Here is a 26,382-nt window from a genome sequence, read left to right on the forward strand (position 1 = left end):
CTCAATCTCCAAGCGGAAGGTTCGGCGCATCGCTTTTTTGCATGCCCTGAAGGTTCTTGATCCGGCGCATACGTTCCACCGCCGGTGCACCGATCTTTTCCGCCACGCTCATCGCAAGCATGTCAGTGAGGGCAAGCAGCGCGTAGCGGGCGGGCGAGGGCCGGTAGATATTCGTGCCCTCTTCAATGTGAAAGGGCAAGACCAGTTGCGCCGCCGCAGCCAGCGAGGAATTCGCCGCTGTAAAGGCAATCGTTTTTGCGCCATAGCGTCCAGCAATGGTCACCGCGTCGATAACAGGTTTCACCTCGCCGGAAAGCGAATAGGCGACAATAACCGTATCCTTGTTGCTGGTGGCGGCCGTCATCTGCTGCATCTCACCGTCAATATGTGACGACGCCAGAAGCCCCAACCGGAACAGCCGGTTTTCAAGTTCTGTTGCCGCCATCGAGGATGCACCGCCTGACCCATAGGCGCGAACCATGCCAGCTCCGGCAACGATTGCCGCAGCACTGTCAAGATCGGCACGATTGATCAGGCCCGTCACAGTCTCGATTGCATTCATGGCGCTGCTTGCAATGATGGAAGGCACACCATTACCGGTAGAACTATCGGCGGGATTGACGGAAATGAACCGCCCGGCGATCGCCAGCGATTGTGCCAACCCGACCTTGAAGTCTCGGGTGCCTTCAAAGCCAAGCATGCGGCAGAAGCGGGTAATCGTCGGCTCGCTTACCCCCGCCTTTTCCGCCAGCCGCTCTATCGAAGCATGCGTGGCAAAATCCGCATCGGCCAGAACAGCGGCCGCCACTCTTTGATCGGATCGCTGACCGTTTTCAGCGATTTCCCGCAACCGCGCAACGATGTCGAAATGCGGCGAGGCCATGTGCTCTAAATCCGGTTTCCGGTTTTCCCGTCAAAGACATGAACTTTATCAGGATTGACTGTCAGCATCATCTGGCTACCCGGTTCAGGCGCGACGCGATCACGGAAGACTGCACGAACGCCAACACCGGCAATCGTGCCGAAGAGGTGTGTTTCCGAGCCGGTCGGTTCGATCACTGCAACCTTATAGGGGAAGCCCTGACCACTTGCAGCGAGGCGGTAATGTTCAGGCCGGATACCGACTTCAATCGGCTGTCCTGAAGCCGCAGTTGTATCCCCGACGGGAATGGTAAAGCCTTCAGCGGTCCGCATACGCACTACGCCATCGCCGCGCTCCAATGTACCCGGAATGAAGCTCATCGCGGGCGAGCCGAGGAATCCGGCAACAAATTTATTGGCAGGCCGGTCATAAAGTTCCAGCGGCGAGCCAATCTGTTCGATACGGCCACCGTTCATGACGACAATCCGGTCAGCCATGGTCATGGCTTCAATCTGGTCATGGGTGACATAGACAATGGTGGTTTTAAGCTGCTGGTGCAACGCCTTGATTTCCGTGCGCATTTGAACACGCAGTTTGGCGTCAAGATTGGAAAGCGGCTCGTCGAAAAGGAAGAGGTCTGGTTCGCGCACAATGGTCCGCCCCATGGCAACGCGCTGGCGCTGACCACCGGAAAGCTGACGGGGCAGGCGGTCGAGATAATCATGCAGGTTGAGTGTTTCCGCTGCCTTGTTCACCTTGGCATCGATAATGCTGCCCGCCTCCCGGCGGATTTTCGGACCGAAACCGATGTTCTTGCGCGTCGTCATATGCGGAAACAGCGCATAGCTCTGGAAAACCATGGAAATATTGCGCTGCTGCGGCGCAAGGCCATTGGTCAGGCGATTGCCAATCCACAGTTCCCCGGAGGAAATATCGTCGAGACCGGCAATCATCCGCAGAAGCGTAGACTTGCCGCAGCCCGAGGGGCCGATCAGCACAAGAAACTCGCCATCGTGTACGTCAAGATCGATACCGTGCAGGACACTCATGGCACCGTAGGATTTGACAAGTTGTTTGATCTGCAATCCGGCCATATCAGTTTTTCCCTGCAAGAACTTCGTTGATGAAACGCAGATTGCCTGCTGTCAATCCGGCATCCACGGCGAGCGCTGTACCCGTTATGCCCGATGCCGCCGAAGAGGCCAGAAAAAGCGTGGCACTCGCCACTTCTTCCGGTGTCACCATACGCCCGAGCGGATAGTGCGGCAGGACCTTTGCCAGAAGCTCGGGATGGCCGGCAAGACGGTGATCCCATGCGGGTGTGCGTACTGAACCGGGGCAGACCGCATTGGCACGAATGCCGTAAGCGCCGCGCTCCACTGCCAGCGCCTTCACATAGGAAATCAAACCGGCCTTGGCCGCCGAATAGGCAGGATTGCCAAAATGCGAGAGGGCATTCACCGATGAGATAAACACGATATTGCCGCCACCGCGCTTGGCCATGGCCTCGACAATGGGTGTGGTTACATGAAATGCGCCATTCAGATTGATCGCAATCTCGCGATCCCAGACATCGCCGTCCACCTGATCCAGCGTTTCCCCGCGGGTAAATCCGGCATTGTTGATCAACACATCCGGCGCGCCATTTGTCCTGATAAAGTCGCCAATAGCCTTTTCTGTTCCGGCGCGGTCTGTCAGCTCAAAAACCAGCCGGTGAGCGAGCGGCAACGCTTCCAACGCTTCAATGGTCTGGTCCGCACCGGAAACAATCGCTCCAGCTGCATCAAACGCTGATATCAGCGCCTGACCAATGCCACCGCCAGCGCCGGTGATCAGTACCTGCTTGCCCTTGAGGCCATAGAAATCATGCAAATGAGGTGAGGTCATCGTCCGTTCGTCTGTTCCCGTATTATTGGCCCGCTTTGACGGGCGATTTTTTGCGGATTCTGCCCGCTTGTCATCAAGCTAACGGCCAGACATGAAAAAAAGCAACATAAAAATACACGAAACAAACCTAAAAATTCGCTTGCATGAAATTAAATTACATTTGAAGATAGATGGGCTGGTTGGAGAGAACCGTCTTTTCGGGAAGCGCAGCGACGCATCCGCTACAGACGGTTCATGAGAAAACAAACACCGCCCGAACGCGGTGATAACAAGGGGAATGACAATGACATTCAGACAGAAACTTGGCCTTCTTGCCGGAGCAAGCATCGTTGCTTTCAGCAGCAGCGCCTTTGCTGACAGCACCGTGCGCGTGACCATCGCCGAATACAGCAAGGGCACAGGACCCTATTTCCAGGAAGCTGCCAAGGCATTTGAAGCGGCTAATCCTGACGTCAAAATCCAGATCGAAGTTGTGCCATGGGACAGCCTGCAGCAGAAGCTGACCACCGATATCTCAGCCGGTGCCAATGCCGATCTTTCCATTATCGGCACACGCTGGCTGCTCGATTATGTGTCCGAGGGCATCGTTGCGCCGCTTGATGAGCACATCAAGCCCGAGTTCAAGGCCCGCTTTATCGATACATTCCTTACGCCGTCAGTCATGAACGGCAAAGTCTACGGCCTGCCAATCGCCGCCTCGGCCCGCGCCATGTATTACAACAAGGATATTTTCGCCAAGGCTGGCATCAGTGCGCCGCCAGCAACATGGGCTGATTTCAAGACCGATGCGGAAAAGATCAAGAAGCTTGGCAGCGAGACCTATGGTTTCGGCCTGCAGGGCAAGGAAATCGAGACCGACGTCTATTTCTATTACGGCATGTGGTCCAATGGCGGCGAGATCGTCAAGGACGGCAAATCCGGGCTGGATTCCAAGGCAGCCATCGAAACGGCCAAGCTTTACAAGAGCTTTATCGATGGGGGCCTGACCCAGCCGGGTGTAACTTCCTATTCGCGTGAAGACGTGCAGAACCTGTTCAAGCAGGGCAAGGTGGCAACTGTTATCACGGCTCCTTTCCTGTCAGGCCAGATCAAAACGGAAGCGCCGAAGCTGAATTATGGCGTAGCGCCAATTCCAGCCGGTCCAAACGGTGACAAGGGTACCTATGGTGTGACCGATTCCATCGTCCTGTTCGAAAACTCCAAGAACAAGGAAGCCGCGTGGAAATTCCTTGATTTCATTTTCACCGCCGAACAGCGTACCAAGTTCGATAAGATCGAAGGCTTCCTGCCAGTTAATGCGGAAGAAGCCAAAGACCCATACTTTGCCGATAATGCCGATCTGAAAGTGTTCACATCGCTTCTGCCCAATGCCCGCTTTGCCCCGGTTATTCCGGGCTGGGAGGATATTGCCAAGACAACCTCCAATGCCGTGCAGAAGATTTATCTCGGACAGGGTGAAGCTGAAGCGACGTTGAAAGAGGCGGCAGCCAAGATCAACGCAACGCTGAAATAATGTGAGATGGCGATAGGGGCGGTGTGTTGTTTTACCCCCACCGTCGCTTCGCTCCGACCCTCTCCACAAGGGGAGGGTGAAGACAATCACCGAGTTTGCCGCTGCCTTACCCTCCCCATCGTGGGGAGGGTCGGAGCGAAGCGACGGTGTCGGAGTCTTCACGGATCACACCAAGAAACCTGATCGAAGGAACGCACGCTTATGCAACGGGCAACAGCCCCCTATTTTCTCATCCTGCCGAGCTTTCTTCTGGCAGCCGCCATTATCCTCTGGCCGCTGAAAGAGATTGTGTCGCTCTCACTGCATGACGTGAACCGTTTCGGTATCCTTCGCGATTTCGTCGGGCTTGAGCATTTCCGTGTTCTTTTTGCAGACCCTGACTTTATCGCCGCCACATGGCGCACGCTGATCTGGACCGCCTGTGTTGTGCTTGGTACGCTCATCGTATCGGTACCCATCGCACTGATCCTCAATGAGGATTTCTACGGTCGCGGCATTGCCCGCATCCTGATCATGCTGCCTTGGGCGATTTCGCTGACCATGACCGCCGTTGTCTGGCGTTGGGCTCTGAATGGCGAAAGCGGCATGCTGAATTCAGCACTGCGCGATCTTGGTGTCATTGGCAGCAATATTCAGTGGCTGGCCGAAGCTTCCACGGCTTTTCCAATGCAGATCCTGATCGGCATTCTCGTCTCGGTCCCGTTTACCGTCACCATCTTTCTGGGCGGTCTTTCATCGGTTCCCGAAGACCTCTACGAAGCCGCTGCCACCGAAGGGGCAGGGCGCTGGGACCAGTTTCGCCTGATTACGCTGCCGCTGCTGCGTCCATTCATCAACATCGCCTTCGTGTTGAACACCATCTATGTCTTCAATTCGTTCCCCATCATCTGGGTAACCACACAGGGCGGTCCGGCGAATTCAACCCATATTCTGGTGACCTACCTCTACGAGCTTGGGTTCCGCCTTGGCCGACTTGGCGATGCTGCGGCCATCTCATTGATCATGTTCGCGATCCTTCTCGTCTTCACCCTGATCTATGTGCGGCTTGCCATGCGCGAGGAGAAGGCATGATGAACAGGAAACTCAAACGCTCGCTGCTTTTCTGGCTGTGCCTTTCGCCCATCATTGTGGTGATCCTGTTCCCTTACGCGGTCATGACCATCACCTCGCTCAAATCAGCAACAGAGGTATTGAACCCCACATGGTGGCCGGAAGAGCTGCACTGGCAGAATTTTTCCGAGATGTGGCAAACATCAGGCGTGGGTTCAGCTCTCGCCAATTCGCTCTATGTCTCCACGCTTTCAACGGCCCTGACGATCATCGTTTCCATTCCGGCAGCCTATGCGCTAAGCCGCTACGAATTTGCGGGCCGCAATGCCTACCGGCAATTTCTGCTTGTCTCACAGATGCTGTCGCCGATCGTTTTGGTCATCGGCCTGTTCAGGCTGGTGGCCAATGCCGGGATGATCGACAATCTGAATGTGCTTGTCATTATATATACGGGCTTCAACATCGCCTTCTGCGTGTGGATGCTGCAAAGCTATTTTTCCACCATCCCGCGTGATCTTGAGGAAGCCGCATGGATGGAAGGCGCCAATCGCTGGCGCACCTTGCGCAGCGTCTTCCTGCCGCTTGCCGTTCCGGCGATGGTCGTTACTGCCATCTTCACATTCATCAATGCGTGGAACGAGTTCGTCATCGCACTCACCATGCTGCGCAAGGAAGAGAATTATACGCTGCCCATCCGCGTGCTTTCGCTTGTTGCCGGGCGTTACACCGTCGACTGGCACTACGTCATGGCTGCGGCATTTGTAGCATCGGTTCCCGTGGCCATTCTCTTTGCCTGGCTACAGCGCTATCTGGTGCGCGGTCTTTCCATCGGCGCCGTCAAATAATTAAATATAGGACCTGAATATCATGACAAAACAGCATTTCGGATCATCGCATGTACCGCTGTCGCCAGCCGTTCGCGCCGGAGATTTCATCTACATTTCCGGTCAGGTTCCTGTTGGAGCCGATGGCACCGTCATCATTGGCGGTATTGAAGCCCAGACCAAACAGGTGATGGAAAACATCAAGGCAGCGCTGGCATTAGCGGGTGCAGAACTTTCCGATGTGGTGAAAACCTTCGTCATTCTGGAAGATGCGCGCGAGTTCGCAGCGTTCAACAAAACCTATGCCACCTATTTCACCGAAAACCCGCCAGCACGCACAACGATTGAATCGCGCCTGATGATCGACATCAAAATCGAGATCGAAGCCATCGCATACAAGCCGCTGTGAATGTGACGGGTTCGTGGTTCGACAAGCTCACCATGAGGGAGAGAGTTGATGTAACGATAATCACGACCGTTACAGAATAAAGCTCCCCGCAACCCATCCCTCTCCCTCATGGTGAGCTTGTCGAACCACGAACCATAGGGATGCAAACCGAATATCGCAGTAGCAAAGCTGCAGTCTGCCCAGAGAAAGTGACCATGCGCATCTTCACCGCGTCCCTCGCCACGGAAACCAACACGTTTTCACCCGTCCCGACGGACCGCGCCAGTTTTGAAATGGCGTTCTATGCGGGACCCGGCGAACATCCTGATACGCCGACGCTCTGCTCCGCACCCATGGTGGTGCTGCGCCGCCGTGCGCGGGAAGAAGGTTTTGAACTCATCGAAGGCACCGCAACATGGGCGGAACCCGGCGGCCTGTTGCAACAGCAGGCCTATGAAGGGCTGCGCGATGAAATTCTTGATCAGTTGAAAGCCGCTTTGCCCGTCGACGGTGTGATCCTCGGCCTGCATGGCGCTATGGTTGCGCAGGGCTATGATGATTGTGAAGGCGATCTTCTGGAGCGCATTCGCTCAATCGTCGGGCGTGATGTGCTGATAGCATCTGAACTTGATCCACACAGCCATTTGACCCGCAAGCGGGTGGAGAATTCCAACATTCTCGCCGCCTTCCTCGAATTTCCGCATACGGATTTTTACGAGCGCGGCGAGCATGTGGTCGATCTAGCCCTTCGTACGCTGCGCGGTGAGATCAAACCCATCATTTCCACCTTCGATTGCCGCATGATCGGTGTCTTTCCGACAAGCCGCGAGCCGATGCGTTCCTTCGTTGACCGCATTCAGGCCCTGCAGGGCCACCACAATATTCTCTCGATTTCCCTGATTCACGGTTTCATGGCCGGTGATGTGCCTGAGCTTGGCACGCAGGTGATGGTCGTCACCGACAATGATGCGCCGCGCGGTGCGGCATTGGCGGAATCGCTCGGTATGGAAATTTTCGGAATGCGCGGTCGGACGGCGATGCCGATGCTTGATACGGAAGCTGGCCTCGACAAAGCCGTCGAACTTGCGGCTACGAAAAGCGGTAAACCAGTTGTTGTTGCAGACGTCTGGGACAATCCGGGTGGCGGCGTTGCGGGCGACGGCACATTGATCCTGCGCCGCATGATCGAGCGCGGCATTGACAATGTTGCCGTCGCCACAATCTGGGACCCGATTGCCGTTACCTTCTGTCTGGCAGCAGGTGAGGGCGCGAAGATTCAACTCCGCTTTGGCGGCAAGGCGGGACCGGATGGCGGCGCGCCGCTCGATGCACGCGTTGAAGTGCTGAAAGCCGTACAGGAGGGCTGGCAGAGCTTTGGCAAGAGCCGCGTCACGCTGGGGCCAGCGGCTGTAATCCGGCTTGAGGGCACCAACATAGAGGTCATCCTCAACACAAACCGCACCCAGACTTTTGAGCCCGATATTTTTTCCAATCTTGGCATCGAACCTGCCTCGAAAGACATCCTGCTGGTCAAATCCACCAACCATTTCCATGCGGGTTTTGAGCCGGTCGCGGCGGAGATCATCTATATCGACGCGGGCGCGCCCTATCCATCCAACCCGAAGAAAACCGACTACCGCAAACTGTCGCGTGAAATCTGGCCGCGCGTTGAGATGCCATTCTGATAGGGCGGAGACCTGTTACCGGCCCTGCCGGTAATAGGCCTCAAGTGCCGCAAGCCCGGCCTTCAAATCCTTTGCGCCCCGTTCACCAAGCTGGGCAAAAAGTTCCGTCTCGTAATCATGCGCGAGCGTCGTCAGGCGTTGATACGCCTTGCGTCCGGCAGGTGTCAGTTCGAGATGTTCCGTGCGTCTATCCGCCTCATCGCGCTTGCGCTTGAGCCAATGGCGCTGCTCCAGTGAAAACACTGCACGGCTGACTTTCGTCTTATGCATCGAAGAATGCGCGCCAATCGCCGTAGCCGACATTGCACCGAACTGGCCAAGTGTCGCCAGCGTGCGCCACTCCGGCCGCGTCAGTCCATATTCATCCCGGTACTGGCCGGCAAATCGCTGGCTTATCGCTTCAGCCGCCTTGTTCAACCGGTAGGGTATGAAATCCTCCAGAATAAGCGGCGCCAGCCCCACCTCGTTCTCTTTAATTGTCATCTGATCTCCTTTGCCGTTGATAGTTACAAAATAGATCGTCACAAATGCAACTAAATAGATTGGCCGCGTTCTGCCGCCAATATCTCAGATCGGGAGCACTGATCATGACCCTTCACTACATGCCGGGCTTCGGCAATGATTTCGAAACCGAGTCTCTTCCGGGCGCCCTGCCGCAGGGGCAAAACTCGCCGCAGCGCTGTGCCTATGGGCTTTATGCCGAACAGCTGTCCGGCTCACCGTTCACCGCACCGCGCGGTATCAATGAACGCTCATGGCTTTACCGTATTCGCCCGTCGGTGAAACATTCAGGGCGATTTACGCCTACCACGCGCAAAGACTGGAAGACTGCGCCCAATCTCGATGATCACGAACTTCCCATCGGGCAGTTGCGCTGGAACCCGACACCCATGCCGAAGGAACCTGTCAATTTCATCGACGGCATCCGCACCATGACCACCGCTGGCGATGTACATGGTCAGGTTGGCATGGCGGCGCATGTCTATGCATTCAATCGCGACATGGACGATGAATATTTTTTCAATGCCGACGGCGAGATGCTGCTGGTGCCGGAAAAGGGGCGTCTGCGCGTGTTCACCGAAATGGGCATCATCCAGATCGAACCATCGGAAATCTGCATCATCCCGCGCGGCATGGTGTTCAAGGTCGCCGCGCTTGACGGCGAAGCCCGCGGCTATATCTGCGAAAATTACGGTGCAAAGTTCGCTCTGCCGGATCGCGGCCCAATCGGGGCCAATTGCCTCGCCAACCCGCGCGATTTCAAGACGCCGGTTGCCGCCTATGAGGACAAGGAAACACCGTGCCGCCTGCATGTGAAATGGTGCGGCAAGTTCTATGAAACAGGCCTTGGCCATTCGCCGCTCGATGTAGTGGCATGGCACGGCAATTACGCGCCCTATAAATATGATCTGCGCACCTTCTCACCCGTCGGTGCCATCCTCTTCGATCATCCCGATCCGTCGATCTTCACGGTGCTCACCGCTCCATCAGGCGAGGAGGGGACCGCGAATGTCGATTTCGTTATTTTCCCGCCGCGCTGGCTTGTTGCCGAGCATAGTTTCCGCCCGCCATGGTACCATCGCAATATCATGTCGGAATTCATGGGATTGGTTTATGGTCAGTACGACGCCAAGGAAGAGGGGTTCGTTCCCGGTGGCATGAGCCTGCACAATATGATGCTGCCACATGGACCGGATACAATGGGATTCAACAAGGCATCAATGGTGGAACTCAAGCCACACAAGCTGGAAAACACCTTGGCCTTCATGTTCGAAACGCGTTTTCCGCAGCATCTGACCCGCTTTGCGGCGGAACTGGAATCGCTGCAGGATAATTATGCCGATTGCTGGACGGACCTGAAAAAGCGGTTCAATGGAACACCCGAGGGAGACTGGTCCGAATGAAACTCGCATCACTGAACAATGGAACCCGCGACGGCAGGCTCGTCATCGTGTCCAGGGATTTGACTGGTTTTACCGACGCATCGTTTCTGACCCCAACATTGCAATCGGCACTCGACAACTGGGCGCGGATTGCACCGCATCTGGAAGCGCTCGCCGAGAGCCTCGACCACGGCTCGGTGCCATCGGAGCGTTTTCATGAACATGAGGCGCTTTCGCCGCTGCCCCGCGCTTTTCAGTGGGCCGATGGCTCAGCTTACGTCAACCATGTCGAACTGGTGCGCAAGGCACGCGGCGCAGAAATGCCCGACAGCTTCTGGACCGATCCGCTGATCTATCAGGGCGGCTCCGACAGTTTTCTCGCACCGCGCGCACCTATTGTGATGGCTGATGAAGCCTACGGCATCGACATGGAAGGCGAAGTGGCCGTTATTGTCGATGATGTGCCGATGGGGGCAACGCCAGATCAGGCACGGGGTGCCATCCGCCTCATCATGCTGGTCAATGATGTCAGCCTTCGCGGACTGATCCCGGCTGAACTGGCAAAAGGTTTTGGCTTCTTTCAGTCAAAGCCTTCCTCCGCTTTCTCGCCTGTGGCTGTGACACCCGATGAACTCGGCGAGGCCTGGGACGGCGGCAAGGTACATCTGCCGCTGAGTGTTGATTATAACGGCAAGCCATTCGGGCGAGCCAATGCGGGCATCGATATGACCTTTGATTTCCCTGTTCTCATTGCCCATGCAGCGAAAACCCGGCCACTTGCCGCAGGCACGATCATCGGCTCGGGCACGGTTTCCAACAAGCTTGATGGCGGGCCGGGTAAGCCTGTTGCGGAAGGCGGAGCGGGCTATTCCTGCATCGCGGAAATCCGGATGATAGAGACGATCAGTCACGGCGTACCCAAGACTCCATTCATGGCGTTTGGCGATACGGTGCGCATCGAAATGAAAGACAAAGACGGTCATTCCGTCTTCGGGGCTATCGAGCAGCAGGTCGCTCGCTACGACGCGGGGAACTGAGGAATGAGCGGGCTCATCCTCTTTGAATATTGGCGGTCATCGGCAAGCTACCGGGTGCGCATAGCACTCCAGAGCCTCAAGCTTGATTATGAGAGTGTTCCCGTGAATTTGCTCAAGGGCGAGCACAAGGACCCTGATAATCTCAGCCGCAACCCGCAGGGCCTCGTTCCGACGTTGGCGATGGACGGGCGGATGATGACCCAGTCACTGGCGATCATCGAATATCTTGACGAGATTTACCCAGATGCTGGATTCCTGCCGCCTGATCCCGCAGGCAGACAGCGGGTGCGCGCGTTGTCCTATGCCATAGCAATGGAAACCCATCCCGTCTGCAACACCGGGGTCATTGCGCACGTGATGGAGATCACCGGCGGCGGCGATGCTGCACGCAGTGCATGGATGCAGAAATTTATCGCGGAAGGATTGGCGGCATTCGAAAGGCTGCTTGATAGTCCGGATACCGGCAAATTCTGCCATGGCGATAAGCCAGGAATGGCGGATTTCTGCCTTGTACCACAGGTTTATAATGCCCGCCGCTGGGGCGCGGATATTTCAGGGCTGAAGCGCGTGAACGCCATCACCAAACGCTGCGAAAAGCTGAAGGCTTTTGCTGCTGCACACCCGGATAAGGCCAAATCGAACGTATAGACATTGTTGACACAACAAAGCGCAATGGCTAATGTATCAACAATGATGATACATGGAGCGTGTTATGCGTGTAACGGTTAAAAAATGGGGCAACAGTGCTTCTGTACGCATACCGGCTGCCGTCATGGCGGCAGCTCGACTGGAGCTCGACACGTTGGTTGATGTGCGCGAAGAAGAAGGGCTGATTATTATCGAGCCAGTCCGGCAGGTCGAATATGATCTGGATCAGTTGATCGAAGGCATAACACCTGAAAATATACATTCTGAGGCCGATTTCGGCGATCCTGTCGGCAAGGAAGCACTTTAATGCCAGCCTACGTGCCGGATGCCGGCGATGTTGTTTGGCTGCATTTCAATCCACAAGCAGGTCACGAACAAGCCGGGCATCGCCCCGCAGTTGTACTCAGTCCTGCCAGCTACAACGGCAGGATCGGTTTGATGCTTTGCTGCCCCATGACCACACAGATCAAGGGGTATCCATTCGAGGTAGCAATTGCGAGTGATCGACCCAGCGCTGTGCTTGCCGATCAGGTCAAGAGTCTAGATTGGCGTGTCCGTCGTGCCACTTACAAAGGCAAGGTTTCCGCGAGTGAACTCGCCGAAATTCGCAATAAAGCCGCCGCACTGATTGGTAAACGCTAGCTTACTCCGCTGCATCAACCTTAATGACGCCGCGGCGAATCTGGTCTTCTTCGATTGACTCGAACAGGGCACGGAAATTGCCCTCGCCAAAGCCTTCGTCACCCTTGCGCTGGATGAACTCGAAGAAGATCGGTCCGATGACCGTCTTGGAGAAAATCTGCAACAGGATTTTTGTCATGCCCCCATCGATGACACCTTCGCCATCGATAAGAATGCCGTGCTTCTTCATCCGTTCAATCGGCTCGTCATGGCCATGCACACGGTCATGCGACATGTCGTAATAGGTTTCGGGCGGACCCGGCATGAACTTGAGACCATTTTCGTCAAGCTTATCCGTCGCGTCATAAATACCTTCGGTGCCGACAGCGATGTGCTGGATGCCTTCGCCCTTGTACTTACGCAGATATTCCTCGATCTGGCTCTTATCGTCAGTCGATTCATTCAAGGGAATACGGATCTTGCCGCAGGGCGAGGTGATCGCCCGGGAGACAAGGCCCGTCAGCTTACCGGCAATATCGAAAAAGTGAATCTGCTTGAAGCCAAACAATTCGCGGTAAAACGCCCACCACTTGTCCATATTGCCGCGATAGACATTATGGGTGAGGTGATCAAGGTAGTAGAAGCCAACGCCTTCAGGCTTCGGATCGCGCTCGCCCAACCACTCGAACTCGCCCTCATAAACAGAGCCCTTCTCACCATATTTTTCGATGAAATACAGCATCGAGCCACCAATGCCGACAATAGCGGGAACATCTAGGGTCTTGTCATCGCCGGTATAGGGCGTCGCACCCTTGGCAACCGCATGATCAAAGGCGTGCTTGGCATCAACCACGCGCCAGGCCATGGATGGGGCACAGGGACCGTGCTCCCCAACGAATTTCGTCGCATGGGAACCCGGTTCAGCATTGAGGATGTAATTGATATCGCCCTGACGCCACAGCGTTATGTTTTTCGAACGATGCCGGGCAACGGGCTTGTAGCCCATGCGGGTAAAAAGTTCTTCCAGCTTTTCTGGCTCAGGATGCGCGAATTCGACAAACTCAAAGCCATCGGTTCCAGCAGGATTATCCTTGCTGATCGTGGCAACAGGTGCGTCGTGCGGAAATGGGCCCATAACATCCTCCTCTGGCTTGCGTCATTATCGCGCAAAGCACATGCAAAGTGCTTGCATATCGACGCTCCCAAGAGGCATAATATGCATGTATCGTGCATATTATTGATAAGGAATGCATGAATGGAACACCTTGATGCATTTGACCGCAAAATACTGTCTTCCCTGCAGGAGGACGGACGACTCACGAATAACGAACTTTCCGAACGGATCAACCTGTCGGCCTCCCAGTGCTCCCGCCGCCGTTCAAGGCTGGAGGAGGAGGGATTTATCCGCGGTTACAGGGCGGAGATTGACCGGGAGAAGCTTGGCCTTGGCATCGTCAACATCATCTCAGTGACATTGGCGACCCATAATCGGGACAACTCCCGCCGGTTTTCCGAGTTGATTTCAAAGCTGCCACAGGTGATGGAGGCCCATGCGCTCACCGGCGAGATGGATTATTTCATCAAGGTGGTCACACCTGATCTGCGCGCACTTTCCGCCTTCGTCAATGAGGTGCTGCTACCGCATGAATCCGTGCAAAACGTCAAAACCGCCATCGTGCTGGATACGCTTAAGGAGGATGGGCGGTTGCCGATTTGACCGCCTCGATTTATGGCTTTATAAAAAGATCGAATTATTATACTGATATAAATACTAAATTTCGCACTTAATGGAGATTGCCATGCAACGTGTCGAAGCCTCGGTGGCGGTGACCGTATCAGACCTCAAGAAGAGTCCGACCGCAATCATGAATGAGGCGCAGGGCGAAGCGGTGGCCGTACTCAACCACAACCGCGTCATGGCTTATATGGTTCCCGCTGATGTTTACGAAGCCATGCTTGATCGACTTGATGATATTCATCTGGCTGAAATCATCAAATCCCGGTCGGATGAAAAGGGCGTTCCGGTCAATATTAATGACCTTCAAGCTTGAGTTCCTTCCATCCGCCCGCAAGGAATGGGACAAGCTTGGCGCTACGATCCGCCAGCAACTCATCAAGAAGCTAAGAGAGCGGCTGGAGATGCCTCGCGTCCCCAGTGCCGCCCTGCATGGCATGCCTGATCATTACAAGATCAAGCTTCGGCAGGCGGGCTACCGGCTGGTTTATCGGGTCCATGACGAAACCATAACGGTGCTCGTCGTGGCCGTAGGGAAACGGGAACGCAGCGAGGTCTATAACCTCGCGAGAAAGCGCTAAGTGGGGACGGCGTGGAAGCAAATCGACTATAATTTGAGGATCGCTGCTATCTTTTGCTTCACTTGTTCGAAAACCACTTCGCTGACCTGGCCCAAATGATCAGCGTGAGCGGTTTCTATAGTGGCTATTTTTGATGGTCGAATAACCGATGGAGCGGGCAATCCCGCCTCAAGGTGTAATGGGATTGAAACATCATTGTCCCATCGCTTGTTATCAGCGCTCGTAATCATGAGCACCCAAAGGAACTCTTTGTTCTCGCCGATAGCGCTGTTGGAAATCACGAGTGCTGGCCTGTGCTGCCGCGTGTTCCGATCCGTATACGGGAACGGCACGCGAACAATATCTCCTGCTTTAAAGGTCTGCATAGGCATTTCTGTCCGCATCACTGTCCCATTCCGAGAAGGTTGCGAATGGGTCGTCACTTACCGCCCCGGTTTCCGTTCGCATGAGAATCACACGACCATCCTCAATCTGATAGGCAATCTCATCGCCGGGTTTCAGTTTGAGCGCCGTACGCACCGCCTGCGGTATCGTCGTCTGTGCCTTGCTCGTCATTTTGCTCGTGATCATAATGGGGCTCCTTATCGCGCAATGTAAGGAATTTCCTTACCCCATACAAGTGCGTTACGAACATTAATCAGGGGTACAAGGCCTTGCGCAGCATGGGATAGACCCTGTTGTGGCCGAGCATATAGGCCTTGAGGTTGGTACCGTCAAAGAGGCCGTGAAAGGCCCGGCCAAGAACATTCAAGCCGCCGGTATAGGCGCCAAAAGCAGGCATAATCATGCGCGTGTGATCGCTGACAAAACAGCGCCTTTGCACCGCCTGGCCACGCCTGACGACTTTTGCCGCGGGATGCAGATGTCCGGCGATTTCGCCCAAGGGGGAGCCTTTTGAAGGTTCATGGCGAAACACCAGCGAGCCGAAGGCAAGTTCCCGATAGGTATCACCGGGAAGATCAGCAGGATGGTCAGGATCGTGATTGCCTGTAATCCATATCCAGTCGCGGCCTTGCATCAGTGCTGCAAGCTGCTGCGCGTAAATCTCGGGCAGGCGGGCGGCGGCATCGCCATCGTGGAAACTATCGCCAAGGCTGATAACGCAGGTGGGATGATAACGGGCAATGCATGCCGCCAGCACTTTCAGTGTGGAGGCGGTGTCATAGGGCGGCAGCATCATGCCGCGCCGGGCAAAGGACGAACCTTTTTCGAAATGCAGGTCCGAGACGATGAGGATACGGTCGGCCTCGAGATAAAGCGCCCCTGATGGATCACAGATGGCCGTGTGCCCGGCGATATCGATCTCAACCGCGCCGTGCAGCATTGTCCGTGTTGTGTGAACCGCCAGATTCATTTGCCTTCCATCATCTCGCGGGTCAACTCGTCTGCTATCTCTTCCAGAAGCGTTTCGTGGGCTTCACCCGGAACGCGTTCCTTGCCGATTTCCATCATCACGGGAACAGCGAGCGGTGATATCCGGTCGAGATCCTTATGAATGATGTGACCCTTGATTCGTCCCAGCATATCGGCAAGGCGGCGAATGTCGAGAAGCCCGGTAGCCGCATCCGCGCGCGTGGCCTGAATGAGGATATGGTCAGGCTCATGCGTGCGCAGGACGTCATAGATGAGATCCGTCGAGACCGTGACCTGCCGCCCGGTTTTCTCCTGACCCGGATGGCGCTTTTCCACCAACCCCGAAATCAACGCGCAGTTGCGGAAGGTGCGCTTCAGCATCCAGCTTTCGGACAGCCATGCTTCAAGATCATCGCCCAGCATATCCTCATCGAAAAACTCAGAAAGCGGCAACTCGCCATTCTTGAACATGCGGCCCATATCGCGCAGTCCCCAGATCGAGAGGGCGTAATCCGTCGCGACAAAGCCAAGCGGCCGGGCCTTTGCCCGTTCAAGCCGCCGTGTCAGCAGCATGCCGAGGGTCTGATGCGCAAGCCGACCTTCAAAGGGGTAGACCACCATGTAATAGCGCTCGCCGCGCGGAAAGGTTTCAACCAGCAAACTGCCGGGATCTGGCAGCACGGATTTTTCCTTCTGGATGCGCAGCCAGTCGCTGACCTGATCGGGCAGGGCGCCCCAGCGATCAGGGTCCGCAAGCATGGAGCGGACCTGATCGGCGAGATAGGTGGTCAGCGGGAATTTGCCACCCGCATAGGCGGGGATTTTGGCGTCAAATCCTTCGGCGTTTGAAACGATACATTCGTTCTCGCGGATGCCCTCAAAGCGCAGCACGCGCCCGGAAAAGAAGAACGTATCACCAGGCGACAGTGCCTCGAGGAACGACTCCTCGACTTTGCCAAGCACCGGGCCGCCACGCGCATTGCCGCCCTTACCGCGCTGGCGGGTAAGGCGCACATTGAGGCTCGGGGCTTCGATGATCGTGCCGACATTCAGCCGGTATTGCTGGGCAAAACGGGGGTGGGTGACGCGCCATGTGCCATCAGCAGTCTGGCGTATCTTGGCAAAGCGCTCATAGCTTTTCAGCGCGTAGCCGCCGGTTGCCACAAAGTCGACAATCCGATGAAACGTTTCATATGGCAGGGTCGCATAGGGCAGGGCCGTGGTAATCTCGTCGAAAAGTGCCTGTTCATGAAACGGTTCAGCACAGGCCATCCCCAGCACATGCTGGGCAAGCACATCAAGCGAACCATCGCCAAGCGGCGGTGTGTCCTGCGCCCCGAGATAATTTGCGTCGAGTGCCGCCTGACATTCCATTACCTCGAACCGATTGGCCGGAACGAGGATGGCGCGCGAGGGTTCATCCATGCGGTGATTGGACCGTCCTATGCGCTGGGCGAGGCGGCTTGCGCCCTTTGGTGCGCCCACATGGATGACCAGATCGACATCGCCCCAGTCAATACCGAGATCCAGCGTCGACGTGGCAACAACAGCGCGCAGCGCATTGTTGGCCATGGCCTCTTCCACCTTGCGGCGCTTGCTGACATCAAGCGAGCCGTGGTGCAGTGCTATCGGCAAATTGTCGTCATTGGCCATCCAGAGATCATGGAACAGACGCTCAGCCTGACTGCGGGTATTGACAAAAATCAGCGTCGTCTTGTGCCGTTTGATCGCCTCATAGACGCCCGGCAGTGCATAGACAGCCGAATGACCGGCCCAGGGAATACGATCCGTGGATTCAAGAATGGTGATATGGGGTTTGGCTCCGCCTTCGACCTTGACGAGGCTCGCCATGGGCATGCCGTTCACCTGCGGCAACAACCAGCGCCGCAAAGCGTCAGGGTCCGCAACCGTTGCCGAAAGCCCGATCGTTTGTAGTCCCGGTTGCAGTTTTCGCAACCGGGCCAAACCGAGGGACAAGAGGTGGCCACGTTTGGATGTGACCAGTGAATGCAGCTCGTCAAAGATCACATAGCGCAAATCGGAAAAGAATCGCCCCGCATCCTTGTTGGCAATCAGCAAAGCAAGCTGTTCCGGTGTGGTCAGGAGAATATCGGGTGGAACAAGCTTCTGGCGTTGCCGCTTATGGGCAGGCGTATCGCCGGTGCGGGTTTCGATGGTGATATCAAGACCTATCTCTTCGATGGGTCGGGCCAGATTGCGCTCGATATCAACCGCCAGCGCCTTGAGCGGCGAGATGTAGAGTGTGTGGACGCCGCGGCTGGTGGTATTGCTTTTGCCGCGCGTTGAAAGATCAACCAGTGCAGGCAAAAAGCCCGCCAGCGTCTTGCCAGCGCCCGTCGGTGCAATGAGCAGCGCGGAATGGCCAGATTGCGCTTCCTCCAGCAATTCCAGCTGATGCGCGCGGGGCGACCAACCCTTGGCCTGAAACCAGTCCAGGAAAGGTTTTGGCAGGAGTGTGCTGTCTTCAGCAAAAAGGGGCTTTGTCTTGGTGCTCACAAGAGCGAATGTAATGATGCGCGGGAAAAGCGCCAAGTTTTCTTTCGCCTGTCTTCGTTAATGAAAGAGCATGGAGGAAATGTTGTCGGTTTCACCCCCCTCTGTCCTGTCGGACATCTCCCCCACAAGGGGCGAGATCAGCTGTATTACTGCCTTTGCACAATCTGCAATGCTTCCGGTTGTGGGAAAGCGCTCGTGTCAATGTGATCTCCCCCCTTGTGGGGGGTCCGAAGGACGGGCGAGACCCGTGGCTCGCCCCGGAGTCCGACAGGGCAGAGGGGGGTGTGACACCGCTGCATCGAGTGTTCCCCCATGCTGACCCGCCCAGAAGAACTTTTGCGATCCACGCCGGAAGGTCTCTATTCACCAGCGGGGGATTTTTATATCGATCCGGTCAGCCCGGTTGAACGCGCCTTGATCACCCATGGCCATGCGGATCATGCGAGATCGGGCCACCAGAAGGTCATGGCCACCCGTCAGACCCTTGATATTATGGGCATACGCTATGGCGATGATTTTGCCGGGTCCACGCAGACAGCCGAACTTGGCGTTGTCACCGAAATCAACGGCGTAAAAGTCAGCTTTCATCCGGCTGGCCATGTGCTCGGCTCCGCCCAGATTGCGGTTGAGAAAGATGGCATGCGTATTGTCTGTTCGGGCGACTACAAGCGGGCGGCTGATCCAACCTGTCTTGGCTTCGAGCTGGTGCCCTGCGATGTGTTCATCACCGAAGCCACATTCGCCCTACCGGTGTTCCGTCACCCCAATGCCAGGGACGAAATCGCCAAGCTTCTGAAATCGATTGCACAGTTTCCCGAGCGGTCGCACCTTGTGGGTGCCTATGCGCTTGGCAAGGCACAGCGCGTTATCCGCATGATGCGGGATGCGGGCTATGACAGGACAATCTACATTCACGGCGCAATGACAAAGCTTTGCGACTATTACCAGTCGCAGGGCATTGATTTGGGACCATTATCCTCCGCCACCGTGGAAACGGGCACACCGCAGGATTTCGCCGGTAGCGTTGTCGTCGGGCCACCATCGGCTTTCCTTGACCGGTGGGCGCGCCGTTTTCCTGATCCCGTATCGTGCTTTGCATCGGGCTGGATGAGCATTCGCCAGCGGGCGCGCCAGCAGGGCGTCGAGTTGCCGATCATCCTGTCAGACCATTGTGATTGGGATGAACTTACCGGTACAATCAAGGAGTTGGCGCCGTCGCAGATCTGGGTCACCCATGGACGCGAAGAGGCGCTTGTCAGATGGTGCGAGCTTAATGGTTTTGCCGCACGGCCGCTCAATCTTGTCGGCTATGAGGACGAGGGAGATGGATGAAGGAATTTGCCGCGCTGCTTGACCGGCTGGTGCTGACGCCGCAGCGCAATGGCAAGATCACGCTGCTCGTCGACTATTTCAGGCAGACACCGGACCCGGACCGGGGCCTTGCCCTTGCTGCGATTACGCGTGATCTTGACATCGCCAATGTCAAACCCGCCATGCTGCGCGGGCTCATTGCCGAGCGCATGGATGAGCAGCTTTTTGCCTATTCCTATGATTATGTCGGCGATCTTGCCGAAACCATTTCCCTTGCCTGGGCAGCCAAAGAGCCATCGCGGGTCAACGCCATTCCGACCCTTGGTGATGTCGTCGCTTCACTGGCGCGCGCCTCACGCAGCGATGCGATAAGGCTGGTGGAAAAATGGCTTGATCAGCTCGATGCATCCGCCCGCTATGCCCTTTTGAAGCTGGTCACCGGTGGTCTGCGCATTGGCGTTTCGGCAAGGTTGGCCAAGCAGGCACTGGCGGATTTCGGCAAAGTGGATGTCGGCGAGATTGAAGAACTCTGGCACGGGCTGAAGCCACCCTATCAATCTCTCTTCGCTTGGCTTGAAGGAAAAGCGGAAAAGCCGGCAAGCATTGCTGCCGCGCCATTCCGCCCGGTTATGCTCTCAACCCCGCTTGAAGAGCCTGACTACGCGAAAATCATCGCAGAGGATTATGCGGCGGAATGGAAATGGGACGGCATCCGCGTGCAATTGACCGCGGAGGCGGGGCAGCGCCGCATTTATTCGCGCACGGGCGACGATATCTCCCACGCCTTTCCGGATATTGCCGATGCCATGAATTTCGAGGGCACACTTGACGGCGAACTGCTCGTTGCACGCAGTAGCACCGACACCATAGAGATCGGTGCCTTCGGTGATCTGCAGCAACGGCTCAACCGCAAAATTGTCACGGCCAAGCAGATGGAAAGTCATCCGGCTTTCGTGCGGCTCTACGATCTGCTGTTTGATGGCGCAGAAGATATCCGGGCCTTGCCCTTCGCTGAACGACGCGAAAAACTTGAGCGTTTTGTCACCACACTCGACGCTACGCGTTTCGATTTGTCACCGCTCGTACCCTATGAAACGTTTCATGATCTGGTGGAGCTGCGAAAAAACCCTCCGCACCCCATCATCGAAGGATTGATGCTGAAGCGGCGCGACTCCACTTACGTGCCCGGACGTCCGAAAGGACCCTGGTTCAAATGGAAACGCGATCCCTTCATCATTGACGCCGTGCTCGTCTATGCGCAGCGCGGCCATGGCAAGCGATCCAGCTTCTACTCGGATTATACTTTCGCCGTCTGGACCGGCCCCGAAGAGAACCCACATCTCGTGCCCGTCGGAAAGGCCTATTTCGGCTTTACCGACGAAGAATTGAAACAACTCGACGCCTATGTGCGCAATAATACCACGGAGCGTTTTGGCCCGGTGCGATCAGTGCGGGCGGAGCCGGATCATGGGCTCGTGCTGGAAATAGCCTTTGAGGGACTGAACCGGTCGAAACGTCACAAGTCAGGTGTTGCCATGCGGTTTCCGCGTATTTCGCGCCTGCGCTGGGACAAGCCGCCGATTGAGGCGGACCGGCTGGAAACACTGGAATCCTTGCTGCGCAATGCCGATCCTGTGGATTGATCTGACTTGCCCCTGAGCATTTCGGCTCCGGTCATTTCTGCGGAGGCATGGGGAAAAAGATGCTGGTGCGCTGCTGATAATCCCGGAAAGCCTGACCGCGTGTCGCCAGCATATGTTCCTCCAGCGGTGGCACACCTGACGTATGACGCAGCAGTATGTACATCAGTACAGGCGCGGCGAGCGTCAGCCAGCCATGCACATAATCACCATCGAAATCCGCCGCAATCAGCACATAGGACACCCAGCCAAGCCATTCAAAAAAATAGTTTGGATGACGCGACCAGCGCCAGAGGCCGGTGTCACATATCTTGCCGCGATTGGCGGGATTGCGGGAAAACCGCTTGAGCTGCCAATCGGCAATCGCTTCACCCGCAAGGGCAATAAGCATAACGACAAGCCCAAGATAATCCGGAAATTCGAGATCTATGTCAGGCCGGGCGGCGGCTATATAGACGCTGATGACAAGCAAAATTCCGGCGAACGCCTGGCTTTGCAGAAAAAAGAACATGCGCGAATTGGCAGCGGAACCCCACTCCCGGCGCAAGCGTGCATAACGCGGATCGTCCTCGCTGTTGAGCGTGCGAAGCAGAATATGTCCACCCAACCGCAACGACCAGAGCGCGAGCAGAATGATCACCAGCCATTTTCGCGATGACGAGACCATATCGTTTGAAAACAAAATCGAGAGAATGCCAATTGCGCCCACACCGAACGACCAGAAAGTGTCAGCCCACCCGCTATTGCCGGTCATACGCTGCGCGAGGAACGCGCAGGCCATGACAACGCAAAGGGCGACAGCTGCAATGATGAGAATGACCGGAGCTGTCATGCATTTGACCTGTTATTCACGATGGAGTTTGGCTGATGTTCAAAAAGGCGGGACAACATAACATACAGGATTTTTCCAATCGGCAAATCACAACAAGGAATGGACCCATTTTTGTCCGTAGCCCCGAAACAAAGTTTGCAGTGTCTTGAAGCGGTCTTTCGAGCCGACAGTTTCCTTATCTTTTAGTCTTATATCAGATAGCAAGACAGCCAGCTCTGCTCACTAGTGCTAAAATCTGAACAGCATCCGAAACGCTTCGATAACCAAATTTCAATTTTGATGAAAAATCTCGAAACAGGTGGTGCGATAGCGCATGAACGACGATTTTTGATCAGAAAAAGGCGAGAATTGGCCCGGCGGTCCACATCATGCACATTTTTTTTGACGTTTTCGTAAAATTGGCTTCTACGCCAAACAGCCTGAAAATGCTGCTTATTCCCGCTCTTAACTCGATTTAGGTCATTTCGACGACTCGCACAATTCGCATAATTCGGAAAATCGACGGCTTGCGTTTGGCCAAATTTTGGCTTTTGTTCATGCCTTCATAATTCTTCAAAGGGGAAGGACTAAAAAAATGTCATTTATGAAACTCAATCTCCGTGCGGCACTGCTGCTTGGATCGCTGATGATAGGCGCAAGCCCGGCACTGGCTGAGACCGTGCTGCATCGCGGCAACAGCGGTGAACCGCAGACGCTTGATCAGGCACAGACCTCGATTGATATCGAGGCATTCATCGTCAAGGACCTCTATGAAGGCCTGACGATTTATGATGCCAACGGCAAGATTGTTCCGGGCACAGCCGAAAGCTGGAAAGTTTCCGATGATGGCACAGTTTACACCTTCAAGCTGCGCGACAAGGCCAACTGGTCCGATGGCACCCCTGTAACAGCCGAAGATTTTGTCTTCTCGATGCGCCGCGTCGAAGACCCCAAGACCGCTGCCGGTTATGCCAACATTCTTTATCCGATCAAGAATGCCGAAAAGGTCAACAAGGGTAATGCAAAGCTTGAAGAACTTGGCGTAAAGGCAATTGATGCCAAGACTCTTGAAATCACGCTCGAACGTCCAACCCCGTTCTTTATCGAGCTGCTTTCGCACCAGACCGCACTGCCAATCAACAAGGCAAGCTTTGAAAAGAATGGTGCTGATTTCGTCAAACCGGGCAAGCTGGTTGGCAATGGCGCATTCAAGCTGCTTGAGCATGTACCGAACGACCATCTGACCGCTGCCAAGAACGAGAATTATTGGGACGCGGCAAACGTCAAATTGGACAAGGTGATTTTCTATCCTCTGGAAGATCAGGCGGCAGCCGTCCGACGATACGAAGCAGGTGAACTCGACCTCGTTTACAACTTCTCTTCTGACCAGATCGAGCGCATGCGCGCTGCCAATGCCAAGCAGGTCCACGTGACCCCGGCGATGGCGACCTATTACTACCCCTTCGATACACGTACCGCGCCATTCGATGATGTTCGCGTTCGCCGCGCTCTTTCCATGGCCGTTGACCGCGACTTCCTCGCCAAGGACATCTATAACGGCACCAAACTGCCTGTCTATTCTCTGGTTCCTCCGGGCATGGAAAATTACGGCGAGCCATCCAAGGCCGATTTTGCCGACCTGTCACAGCTTGATCGCGATGATCAGGCCGTCAAGTTGTTGAAGGAAGCGGGCTTTGGCGAAGGCGGCAAGCCGCTCAACATCGAAATCCGTTACAACACCAACCCGAACCACGAGCGTGTGGCAACGGCGGTTGCTGATATGTGGAAGAAGACATTGGGCGCCAATGTGACGCTGATGAATCTCGATATCTCATCGCACTACGCCTATCTGCAGGAAGGCGGCAAATTCAACGTTGCCCGTGCAGGCTGGACAGCCGACTATGCGGACCCGGAAAACTTCCTCAACCTCAATGTCAGCAGCAACAAGACTTTCAACTATGGCCATTATTCCAATCCGGAATTCGATGCGCTGATGAAGAAATCCTATGAAGAGCGCAATCCGGCAGAACGCTCGAAGATTCTGCATGCAGCAGAAGCGTTGATCATGCGCGACCAGCCGATTGCGCCTTTGATGAATGACGCCAACCTTTGGCTCGTGGCCGACAAGGTCAAGGGCTGGGGCGATAACCCCAACAACGAACATCTGAGCAAATACCTCAGCGTTGAATAGCAAAGTCTGACGCGCAATCTGCACTCGCAGGTTGCGCGTCTTTCATTTGCCCGGCTCGTTATGTGCCACTTTTCCGACCGCAAAATCAAAAACCTGATCGACCCGCCGCTATTCTTTCACCGGATAGTGAACGGGAAAACATTGCCATTTCATACCGATCACTGACCAATCATTGGTGAGGAGACAGCCAGATGACGTTTGTAAAGTTCAATTTTACCGCCGCATTGCTTGCCGGATCGCTTCTTCTGGCTGCCAGCCCGGCGCTTGCCGAAGCTGTTCTGCACCGTGGCAATAGCGGTGAACCGCAAACGCTCGACCCGTCGCAAACATCGCTTGAAATCGAGGCGTTCATCCTGAAAGACCTCTATGAGGGTCTGACAAGCTATGATCCCGCTGGCAAGATCGTTCCGGGCGCTGCCGAAAGCTGGACCGTCTCTGATGACGGTACTGTTTACACGTTCAAGATCAGAGCCAATGCCAACTGGTCCGACGGATCGCCCGTCACCGCGGATGATTTCATTTTCTCGTTCAAACGCGTCGAAGAGCCAAAGACGGCTGCTGGCTACGCCAATATGCTTTATCCGATCAAAAATGCCGAAAAGATCAACAAGGGCGAACTTCCCATCGACCAGATGGGCATGAAGGCAATCGATGCCAAAACCCTTGAGATCACGCTGGAACGGTCAACACCGTTCTTCGTCGAATTGCTGGCGCACCAGACCGCGCTGCCGGTTAACAAGGCCAGTCTTGAAAAGAACGGCGCCGAATTCATCAAACCAGGCAAACTCGTCTCCAATGGAGCGTTCCAGCTCGCTGAACACGTACAGAATGATCACCTGACCGCAGCCAAGAACCCGCATTATTGGGGTGCGGCGGATGTGAAACTCGACAAGGTGATCTTCAATCCGACCGAAGATCAGGCAGCAGCCGTGCGGCGCTTCGAAGCCAAGGAACTGGACCTTGTCTACAATTTCTCCGCCGACCAGATCGAACGGCTGCGCGCATCCATGGGTGATCAGGTTCGTATCACTCCGGCGCTGTCGACCTATTTCTATTCATTTGACACCCGCGTTGAACCCTTCAGCGATGTGCGTGTGCGCCGCGCACTGTCCATGACCATCGATCGCGATTTCCTGTCGAAGGAAATCTACAAGGGTGCCCAGCTTCCCGCCTATTCCCTCGTACCGCTCGGCATTGCCAGTTACGGCGAACCGGCCAAATCCGATTTTGCCGACATGTCGCAGCTTGATCGCGAAGATAAGGCACTGGAGCTGATGAAAGAGGCAGGTTATGGCGAGGGCGGCAAGCCGCTCAATATCGAAATCCGCTACAACACAAATCCCAACCATGAACGCGTTGCCATCGCGGTTGCGGATATGTGGAAAAAGGCATTCGGTGCCACTGTCACCCTGCTGCAGAACGACGTCAGCGCCCACTACGCTTACCTGAAAGAGGGCGGCAAATTCAACGTGGCCCGCGCCGGCTGGACGGCTGATTATGCCGATGCAGAGAACTTCATGGTCATTAATCTGAGCACCAATACCACGTTCAATTATGGCCGCTGGAACAACCCGGAATTCGATGCCCTTGTCAAAAAGTCCTATGACGAAAAAGACCCGGCTGCCCGCTCCAAAATCCTGCATGAAGCCGAAGCCTTGGTACTGCGCGAACAGCCCGTCGCGCCGATGATGAATTTTGGCCAGCTCTGGCTTGTCTCCAACCGGGTGAAGGGTTGGGCAGATAACGGCACCAACGATCACCTCAGCAAATACCTTAGCCTTGAACAGTAACCGCTTGGCCGCTGCGCTATGCGCAACGTGTTTGGATAAAGAGTGAAAGGACGGT

Annotated in this window: 27 protein-coding genes; 17 read left to right on the top strand and 10 right to left on the bottom strand. The window is 55.5% G+C overall.

Going from position 1 to position 26,382, the window contains the following annotated elements:
* Position 1: 1 nt before the first annotated feature.
* Genes BLU05_RS23125 through BLU05_RS23135 form a run of 3 tightly spaced genes read right to left on the bottom strand, consistent with a single transcriptional unit; the run spans position 2 to position 2,749 of the window.
* Positions 2–883 carry a MurR/RpiR family transcriptional regulator gene (locus BLU05_RS23125; RefSeq protein ID WP_091885474.1) on the bottom strand — a complete coding sequence of 294 codons (882 nt, stop codon included), beginning with the start codon at positions 881–883 and terminating at the stop codon, positions 2–4.
* A 5-nt stretch (positions 884–888) separates the two neighbouring features.
* The gene (gene ugpC, locus BLU05_RS23130) at positions 889–1,956 is read right to left on the bottom strand and encodes an ABC transporter ATP-binding protein (RefSeq protein ID WP_091885476.1); all 1,068 of its coding nucleotides are present in this window, start codon (positions 1,954–1,956) and stop codon (positions 889–891) included.
* A gap of 1 nt (position 1,957) precedes the next feature.
* Positions 1,958–2,749 carry an SDR family oxidoreductase gene (locus BLU05_RS23135; protein ID WP_091885479.1) on the bottom strand — a complete coding sequence of 264 codons (792 nt, stop codon included), beginning with the start codon at positions 2,747–2,749 and terminating at the stop codon, positions 1,958–1,960.
* A gap of 283 nt (positions 2,750–3,032) precedes the next feature.
* Here BLU05_RS23135 and BLU05_RS23140 point away from each other — a divergent pair, with 283 nt between their 5' ends.
* The 5 genes from BLU05_RS23140 (at position 3,033) to BLU05_RS23160 (ending at position 8,209) form a co-directional block, all read left to right on the top strand.
* The gene (locus BLU05_RS23140; RefSeq protein WP_091885625.1) at positions 3,033–4,262 is read left to right on the top strand and encodes an ABC transporter substrate-binding protein; all 1,230 of its coding nucleotides are present in this window, start codon (positions 3,033–3,035) and stop codon (positions 4,260–4,262) included.
* A 201-nt stretch (positions 4,263–4,463) separates the two neighbouring features.
* Entirely contained in the window at positions 4,464–5,333 is an 870-nt protein-coding gene (locus BLU05_RS23145) for a carbohydrate ABC transporter permease (protein ID WP_091885482.1), read from the top strand.
* Entirely contained in the window at positions 5,330–6,157 is an 828-nt protein-coding gene (locus tag BLU05_RS23150) for a carbohydrate ABC transporter permease (protein WP_175540722.1), read from the top strand. The genes BLU05_RS23145 and BLU05_RS23150 overlap by 4 nt, the downstream gene beginning before the upstream one ends.
* A 19-nt stretch (positions 6,158–6,176) precedes the next feature.
* The gene (locus tag BLU05_RS23155; RefSeq protein ID WP_175540724.1) at positions 6,177–6,545 is read left to right on the top strand and encodes a RidA family protein; all 369 of its coding nucleotides are present in this window, start codon (positions 6,177–6,179) and stop codon (positions 6,543–6,545) included.
* Between the two features lie 194 nt (positions 6,546–6,739).
* Entirely contained in the window at positions 6,740–8,209 is a 1,470-nt protein-coding gene (locus BLU05_RS23160) for a M81 family metallopeptidase (protein WP_091885492.1), read from the top strand.
* A 15-nt stretch (positions 8,210–8,224) separates the two neighbouring features.
* Here the strand turns inward: BLU05_RS23160 and BLU05_RS23165 are convergent, their stop codons facing one another.
* Complete coding sequence (locus BLU05_RS23165) at positions 8,225–8,692, bottom strand: MarR family winged helix-turn-helix transcriptional regulator (protein WP_091885628.1); 468 nt, start codon at positions 8,690–8,692, stop codon at positions 8,225–8,227.
* Positions 8,693–8,796: 104 nt separating this feature from the next.
* Between BLU05_RS23165 and hmgA the strand changes: the two genes are divergently transcribed.
* The 5 genes from hmgA to mazF all read left to right on the top strand — a co-directional run bounded on the left by hmgA (position 8,797) and on the right by mazF (position 12,419).
* A complete protein-coding gene (gene hmgA, locus BLU05_RS23170; RefSeq protein WP_091885495.1) occupies positions 8,797–10,113 on the top strand; it encodes a homogentisate 1,2-dioxygenase in 1,317 nt (438 codons plus the stop codon).
* On the top strand, positions 10,110–11,129 hold the full coding sequence (locus BLU05_RS23175; RefSeq protein ID WP_091885498.1) for a fumarylacetoacetate hydrolase family protein: 1,020 nt from the start codon (positions 10,110–10,112) through the stop codon (positions 11,127–11,129). The genes hmgA and BLU05_RS23175 overlap by 4 nt, the downstream gene beginning before the upstream one ends.
* A 3-nt stretch (positions 11,130–11,132) precedes the next feature.
* Entirely contained in the window at positions 11,133–11,777 is a 645-nt protein-coding gene (gene maiA / locus BLU05_RS23180) for a maleylacetoacetate isomerase (protein ID WP_091885501.1), read from the top strand.
* Positions 11,778–11,841: 64 nt separating this feature from the next.
* Positions 11,842–12,084, top strand: a complete 243-nt coding sequence (locus tag BLU05_RS23185; protein WP_210184629.1) for an AbrB/MazE/SpoVT family DNA-binding domain-containing protein — start codon at positions 11,842–11,844, stop codon at positions 12,082–12,084.
* Positions 12,084–12,419 carry an endoribonuclease MazF gene (gene mazF, locus BLU05_RS23190; protein ID WP_091885507.1) on the top strand — a complete coding sequence of 112 codons (336 nt, stop codon included), beginning with the start codon at positions 12,084–12,086 and terminating at the stop codon, positions 12,417–12,419. The genes BLU05_RS23185 and mazF overlap by 1 nt, the downstream gene beginning before the upstream one ends.
* Position 12,420: 1 nt before the next feature.
* Here the strand turns inward: mazF and hppD are convergent, their stop codons facing one another.
* Entirely contained in the window at positions 12,421–13,533 is a 1,113-nt protein-coding gene (gene hppD / locus BLU05_RS23195; protein ID WP_091885510.1) for a 4-hydroxyphenylpyruvate dioxygenase, read from the bottom strand.
* Positions 13,534–13,653: 120 nt separating this feature from the next.
* Here hppD and BLU05_RS23200 point away from each other — a divergent pair, with 120 nt between their 5' ends.
* The 3 genes from BLU05_RS23200 (at position 13,654) to BLU05_RS23210 (ending at position 14,714) form a co-directional block, all read left to right on the top strand.
* Positions 13,654–14,115: an Lrp/AsnC family transcriptional regulator gene (locus BLU05_RS23200; RefSeq protein ID WP_091885513.1), complete on the top strand. Its 462-nt coding sequence runs from the start codon at positions 13,654–13,656 to the stop codon at positions 14,113–14,115.
* Positions 14,116–14,197: 82 nt separating this feature from the next.
* Complete coding sequence (locus BLU05_RS23205) at positions 14,198–14,449, top strand: type II toxin-antitoxin system Phd/YefM family antitoxin (protein ID WP_091885516.1); 252 nt, start codon at positions 14,198–14,200, stop codon at positions 14,447–14,449.
* The gene (locus tag BLU05_RS23210; protein ID WP_091885519.1) at positions 14,433–14,714 is read left to right on the top strand and encodes a type II toxin-antitoxin system RelE family toxin; all 282 of its coding nucleotides are present in this window, start codon (positions 14,433–14,435) and stop codon (positions 14,712–14,714) included. The genes BLU05_RS23205 and BLU05_RS23210 overlap by 17 nt, the downstream gene beginning before the upstream one ends.
* Before the next feature lie 26 nt (positions 14,715–14,740).
* Here BLU05_RS23210 and BLU05_RS23215 read toward each other — a convergent pair whose 3' ends face one another.
* The 4 genes from BLU05_RS23215 to BLU05_RS23230 form a co-directional block, all read right to left on the bottom strand.
* Positions 14,741–15,085, bottom strand: coding sequence for a type II toxin-antitoxin system PemK/MazF family toxin (locus BLU05_RS23215; protein ID WP_244518504.1), 345 nt, complete (start codon positions 15,083–15,085; stop codon positions 14,741–14,743).
* On the bottom strand, positions 15,066–15,284 hold the full coding sequence (locus BLU05_RS26590) for an AbrB/MazE/SpoVT family DNA-binding domain-containing protein (protein WP_091885523.1): 219 nt from the start codon (positions 15,282–15,284) through the stop codon (positions 15,066–15,068). Before BLU05_RS26590 ends, BLU05_RS23215 begins: the two co-directional genes overlap by 20 nt.
* A 67-nt stretch (positions 15,285–15,351) precedes the next feature.
* Entirely contained in the window at positions 15,352–16,038 is a 687-nt protein-coding gene (pdeM, locus tag BLU05_RS23225) for a ligase-associated DNA damage response endonuclease PdeM (protein WP_091885631.1), read from the bottom strand.
* Between the two features lie 26 nt (positions 16,039–16,064).
* Entirely contained in the window at positions 16,065–18,584 is a 2,520-nt protein-coding gene (locus tag BLU05_RS23230) for a ligase-associated DNA damage response DEXH box helicase (protein ID WP_091885633.1), read from the bottom strand.
* 312 nt (positions 18,585–18,896) lie between these two features.
* Between BLU05_RS23230 and BLU05_RS23235 the strand changes: the two genes are divergently transcribed.
* Both BLU05_RS23235 and BLU05_RS23240 read left to right on the top strand, forming a co-directional pair.
* Complete coding sequence (locus BLU05_RS23235) at positions 18,897–19,916, top strand: ligase-associated DNA damage response exonuclease (protein WP_091885525.1); 1,020 nt, start codon at positions 18,897–18,899, stop codon at positions 19,914–19,916.
* The gene (locus BLU05_RS23240; RefSeq protein ID WP_091885527.1) at positions 19,913–21,538 is read left to right on the top strand and encodes a cisplatin damage response ATP-dependent DNA ligase; all 1,626 of its coding nucleotides are present in this window, start codon (positions 19,913–19,915) and stop codon (positions 21,536–21,538) included. Before BLU05_RS23235 ends, BLU05_RS23240 begins: the two co-directional genes overlap by 4 nt.
* Before the next feature lie 31 nt (positions 21,539–21,569).
* On the opposite strand, the gene BLU05_RS23245 is transcribed toward BLU05_RS23240, so the two are convergent.
* Positions 21,570–22,367: a DUF1295 domain-containing protein gene (locus BLU05_RS23245; RefSeq protein WP_091885530.1), complete on the bottom strand. Its 798-nt coding sequence runs from the start codon at positions 22,365–22,367 to the stop codon at positions 21,570–21,572.
* 574 nt (positions 22,368–22,941) lie between these two features.
* On the opposite strand from BLU05_RS23245, the gene BLU05_RS23250 reads away from it, so the two are divergent.
* Together BLU05_RS23250 and BLU05_RS23255 are read left to right on the top strand one after the other, a co-directional pair.
* The gene (locus BLU05_RS23250; RefSeq protein ID WP_091885533.1) at positions 22,942–24,537 is read left to right on the top strand and encodes a peptide ABC transporter substrate-binding protein; all 1,596 of its coding nucleotides are present in this window, start codon (positions 22,942–22,944) and stop codon (positions 24,535–24,537) included.
* Between the two features lie 191 nt (positions 24,538–24,728).
* Positions 24,729–26,327, top strand: a complete 1,599-nt coding sequence (locus tag BLU05_RS23255; protein ID WP_091885536.1) for a peptide ABC transporter substrate-binding protein — start codon at positions 24,729–24,731, stop codon at positions 26,325–26,327.
* The last annotated feature ends 55 nt before the right edge of the window (positions 26,328–26,382 follow it).

The organism is Phyllobacterium sp. OV277, from assembly GCF_900104355.1.
In the GTDB taxonomy this organism is placed as follows: Bacteria; Pseudomonadota; Alphaproteobacteria; order Rhizobiales; family Rhizobiaceae; genus Phyllobacterium.

What these genes read in the sequence shown, in the direction of transcription:
- BLU05_RS23135 (WP_091885479.1), bottom strand. Translation starts at nt 2,749, where the DNA reads ATGACCTCACCTCATTTGCATGATTTCTATGGCCTCAAGGGCAAGCAG.
- BLU05_RS23185 (WP_210184629.1), top strand. Translation starts at nt 11,842, where the DNA reads ATGCGTGTAACGGTTAAAAAATGGGGCAACAGTGCTTCTGTACGCATA.
- BLU05_RS23250 (WP_091885533.1), top strand. Translation starts at nt 22,942, where the DNA reads ATGTCATTTATGAAACTCAATCTCCGTGCGGCACTGCTGCTTGGATCG.
- ugpC (WP_091885476.1), bottom strand. Translation starts at nt 1,956, where the DNA reads ATGGCCGGATTGCAGATCAAACAACTTGTCAAATCCTACGGTGCCATG.
- BLU05_RS23140 (WP_091885625.1), top strand. Translation starts at nt 3,033, where the DNA reads ATGACATTCAGACAGAAACTTGGCCTTCTTGCCGGAGCAAGCATCGTT.
- maiA (WP_091885501.1), top strand. Translation starts at nt 11,133, where the DNA reads ATGAGCGGGCTCATCCTCTTTGAATATTGGCGGTCATCGGCAAGCTAC.
- BLU05_RS23240 (WP_091885527.1), top strand. Translation starts at nt 19,913, where the DNA reads ATGAAGGAATTTGCCGCGCTGCTTGACCGGCTGGTGCTGACGCCGCAG.
- BLU05_RS23235 (WP_091885525.1), top strand. Translation starts at nt 18,897, where the DNA reads ATGCTGACCCGCCCAGAAGAACTTTTGCGATCCACGCCGGAAGGTCTC.
- BLU05_RS23200 (WP_091885513.1), top strand. Translation starts at nt 13,654, where the DNA reads ATGGAACACCTTGATGCATTTGACCGCAAAATACTGTCTTCCCTGCAG.
- BLU05_RS23145 (WP_091885482.1), top strand. Translation starts at nt 4,464, where the DNA reads ATGCAACGGGCAACAGCCCCCTATTTTCTCATCCTGCCGAGCTTTCTT.
- hppD (WP_091885510.1), bottom strand. Translation starts at nt 13,533, where the DNA reads ATGGGCCCATTTCCGCACGACGCACCTGTTGCCACGATCAGCAAGGAT.
- BLU05_RS23165 (WP_091885628.1), bottom strand. Translation starts at nt 8,692, where the DNA reads ATGACAATTAAAGAGAACGAGGTGGGGCTGGCGCCGCTTATTCTGGAG.
- BLU05_RS23210 (WP_091885519.1), top strand. Translation starts at nt 14,433, where the DNA reads ATGACCTTCAAGCTTGAGTTCCTTCCATCCGCCCGCAAGGAATGGGAC.
- BLU05_RS23255 (WP_091885536.1), top strand. Translation starts at nt 24,729, where the DNA reads ATGACGTTTGTAAAGTTCAATTTTACCGCCGCATTGCTTGCCGGATCG.
- BLU05_RS23215 (WP_244518504.1), bottom strand. Translation starts at nt 15,085, where the DNA reads ATGCCTATGCAGACCTTTAAAGCAGGAGATATTGTTCGCGTGCCGTTC.
- BLU05_RS23150 (WP_175540722.1), top strand. Translation starts at nt 5,330, where the DNA reads ATGATGAACAGGAAACTCAAACGCTCGCTGCTTTTCTGGCTGTGCCTT.
- hmgA (WP_091885495.1), top strand. Translation starts at nt 8,797, where the DNA reads ATGACCCTTCACTACATGCCGGGCTTCGGCAATGATTTCGAAACCGAG.
- pdeM (WP_091885631.1), bottom strand. Translation starts at nt 16,038, where the DNA reads ATGCTGCACGGCGCGGTTGAGATCGATATCGCCGGGCACACGGCCATC.
- BLU05_RS23205 (WP_091885516.1), top strand. Translation starts at nt 14,198, where the DNA reads ATGCAACGTGTCGAAGCCTCGGTGGCGGTGACCGTATCAGACCTCAAG.
- BLU05_RS26590 (WP_091885523.1), bottom strand. Translation starts at nt 15,284, where the DNA reads ATGATCACGAGCAAAATGACGAGCAAGGCACAGACGACGATACCGCAG.
- BLU05_RS23175 (WP_091885498.1), top strand. Translation starts at nt 10,110, where the DNA reads ATGAAACTCGCATCACTGAACAATGGAACCCGCGACGGCAGGCTCGTC.
- BLU05_RS23245 (WP_091885530.1), bottom strand. Translation starts at nt 22,367, where the DNA reads ATGACAGCTCCGGTCATTCTCATCATTGCAGCTGTCGCCCTTTGCGTT.
- BLU05_RS23160 (WP_091885492.1), top strand. Translation starts at nt 6,740, where the DNA reads ATGCGCATCTTCACCGCGTCCCTCGCCACGGAAACCAACACGTTTTCA.
- BLU05_RS23125 (WP_091885474.1), bottom strand. Translation starts at nt 883, where the DNA reads ATGGCCTCGCCGCATTTCGACATCGTTGCGCGGTTGCGGGAAATCGCT.
- mazF (WP_091885507.1), top strand. Translation starts at nt 12,084, where the DNA reads ATGCCAGCCTACGTGCCGGATGCCGGCGATGTTGTTTGGCTGCATTTC.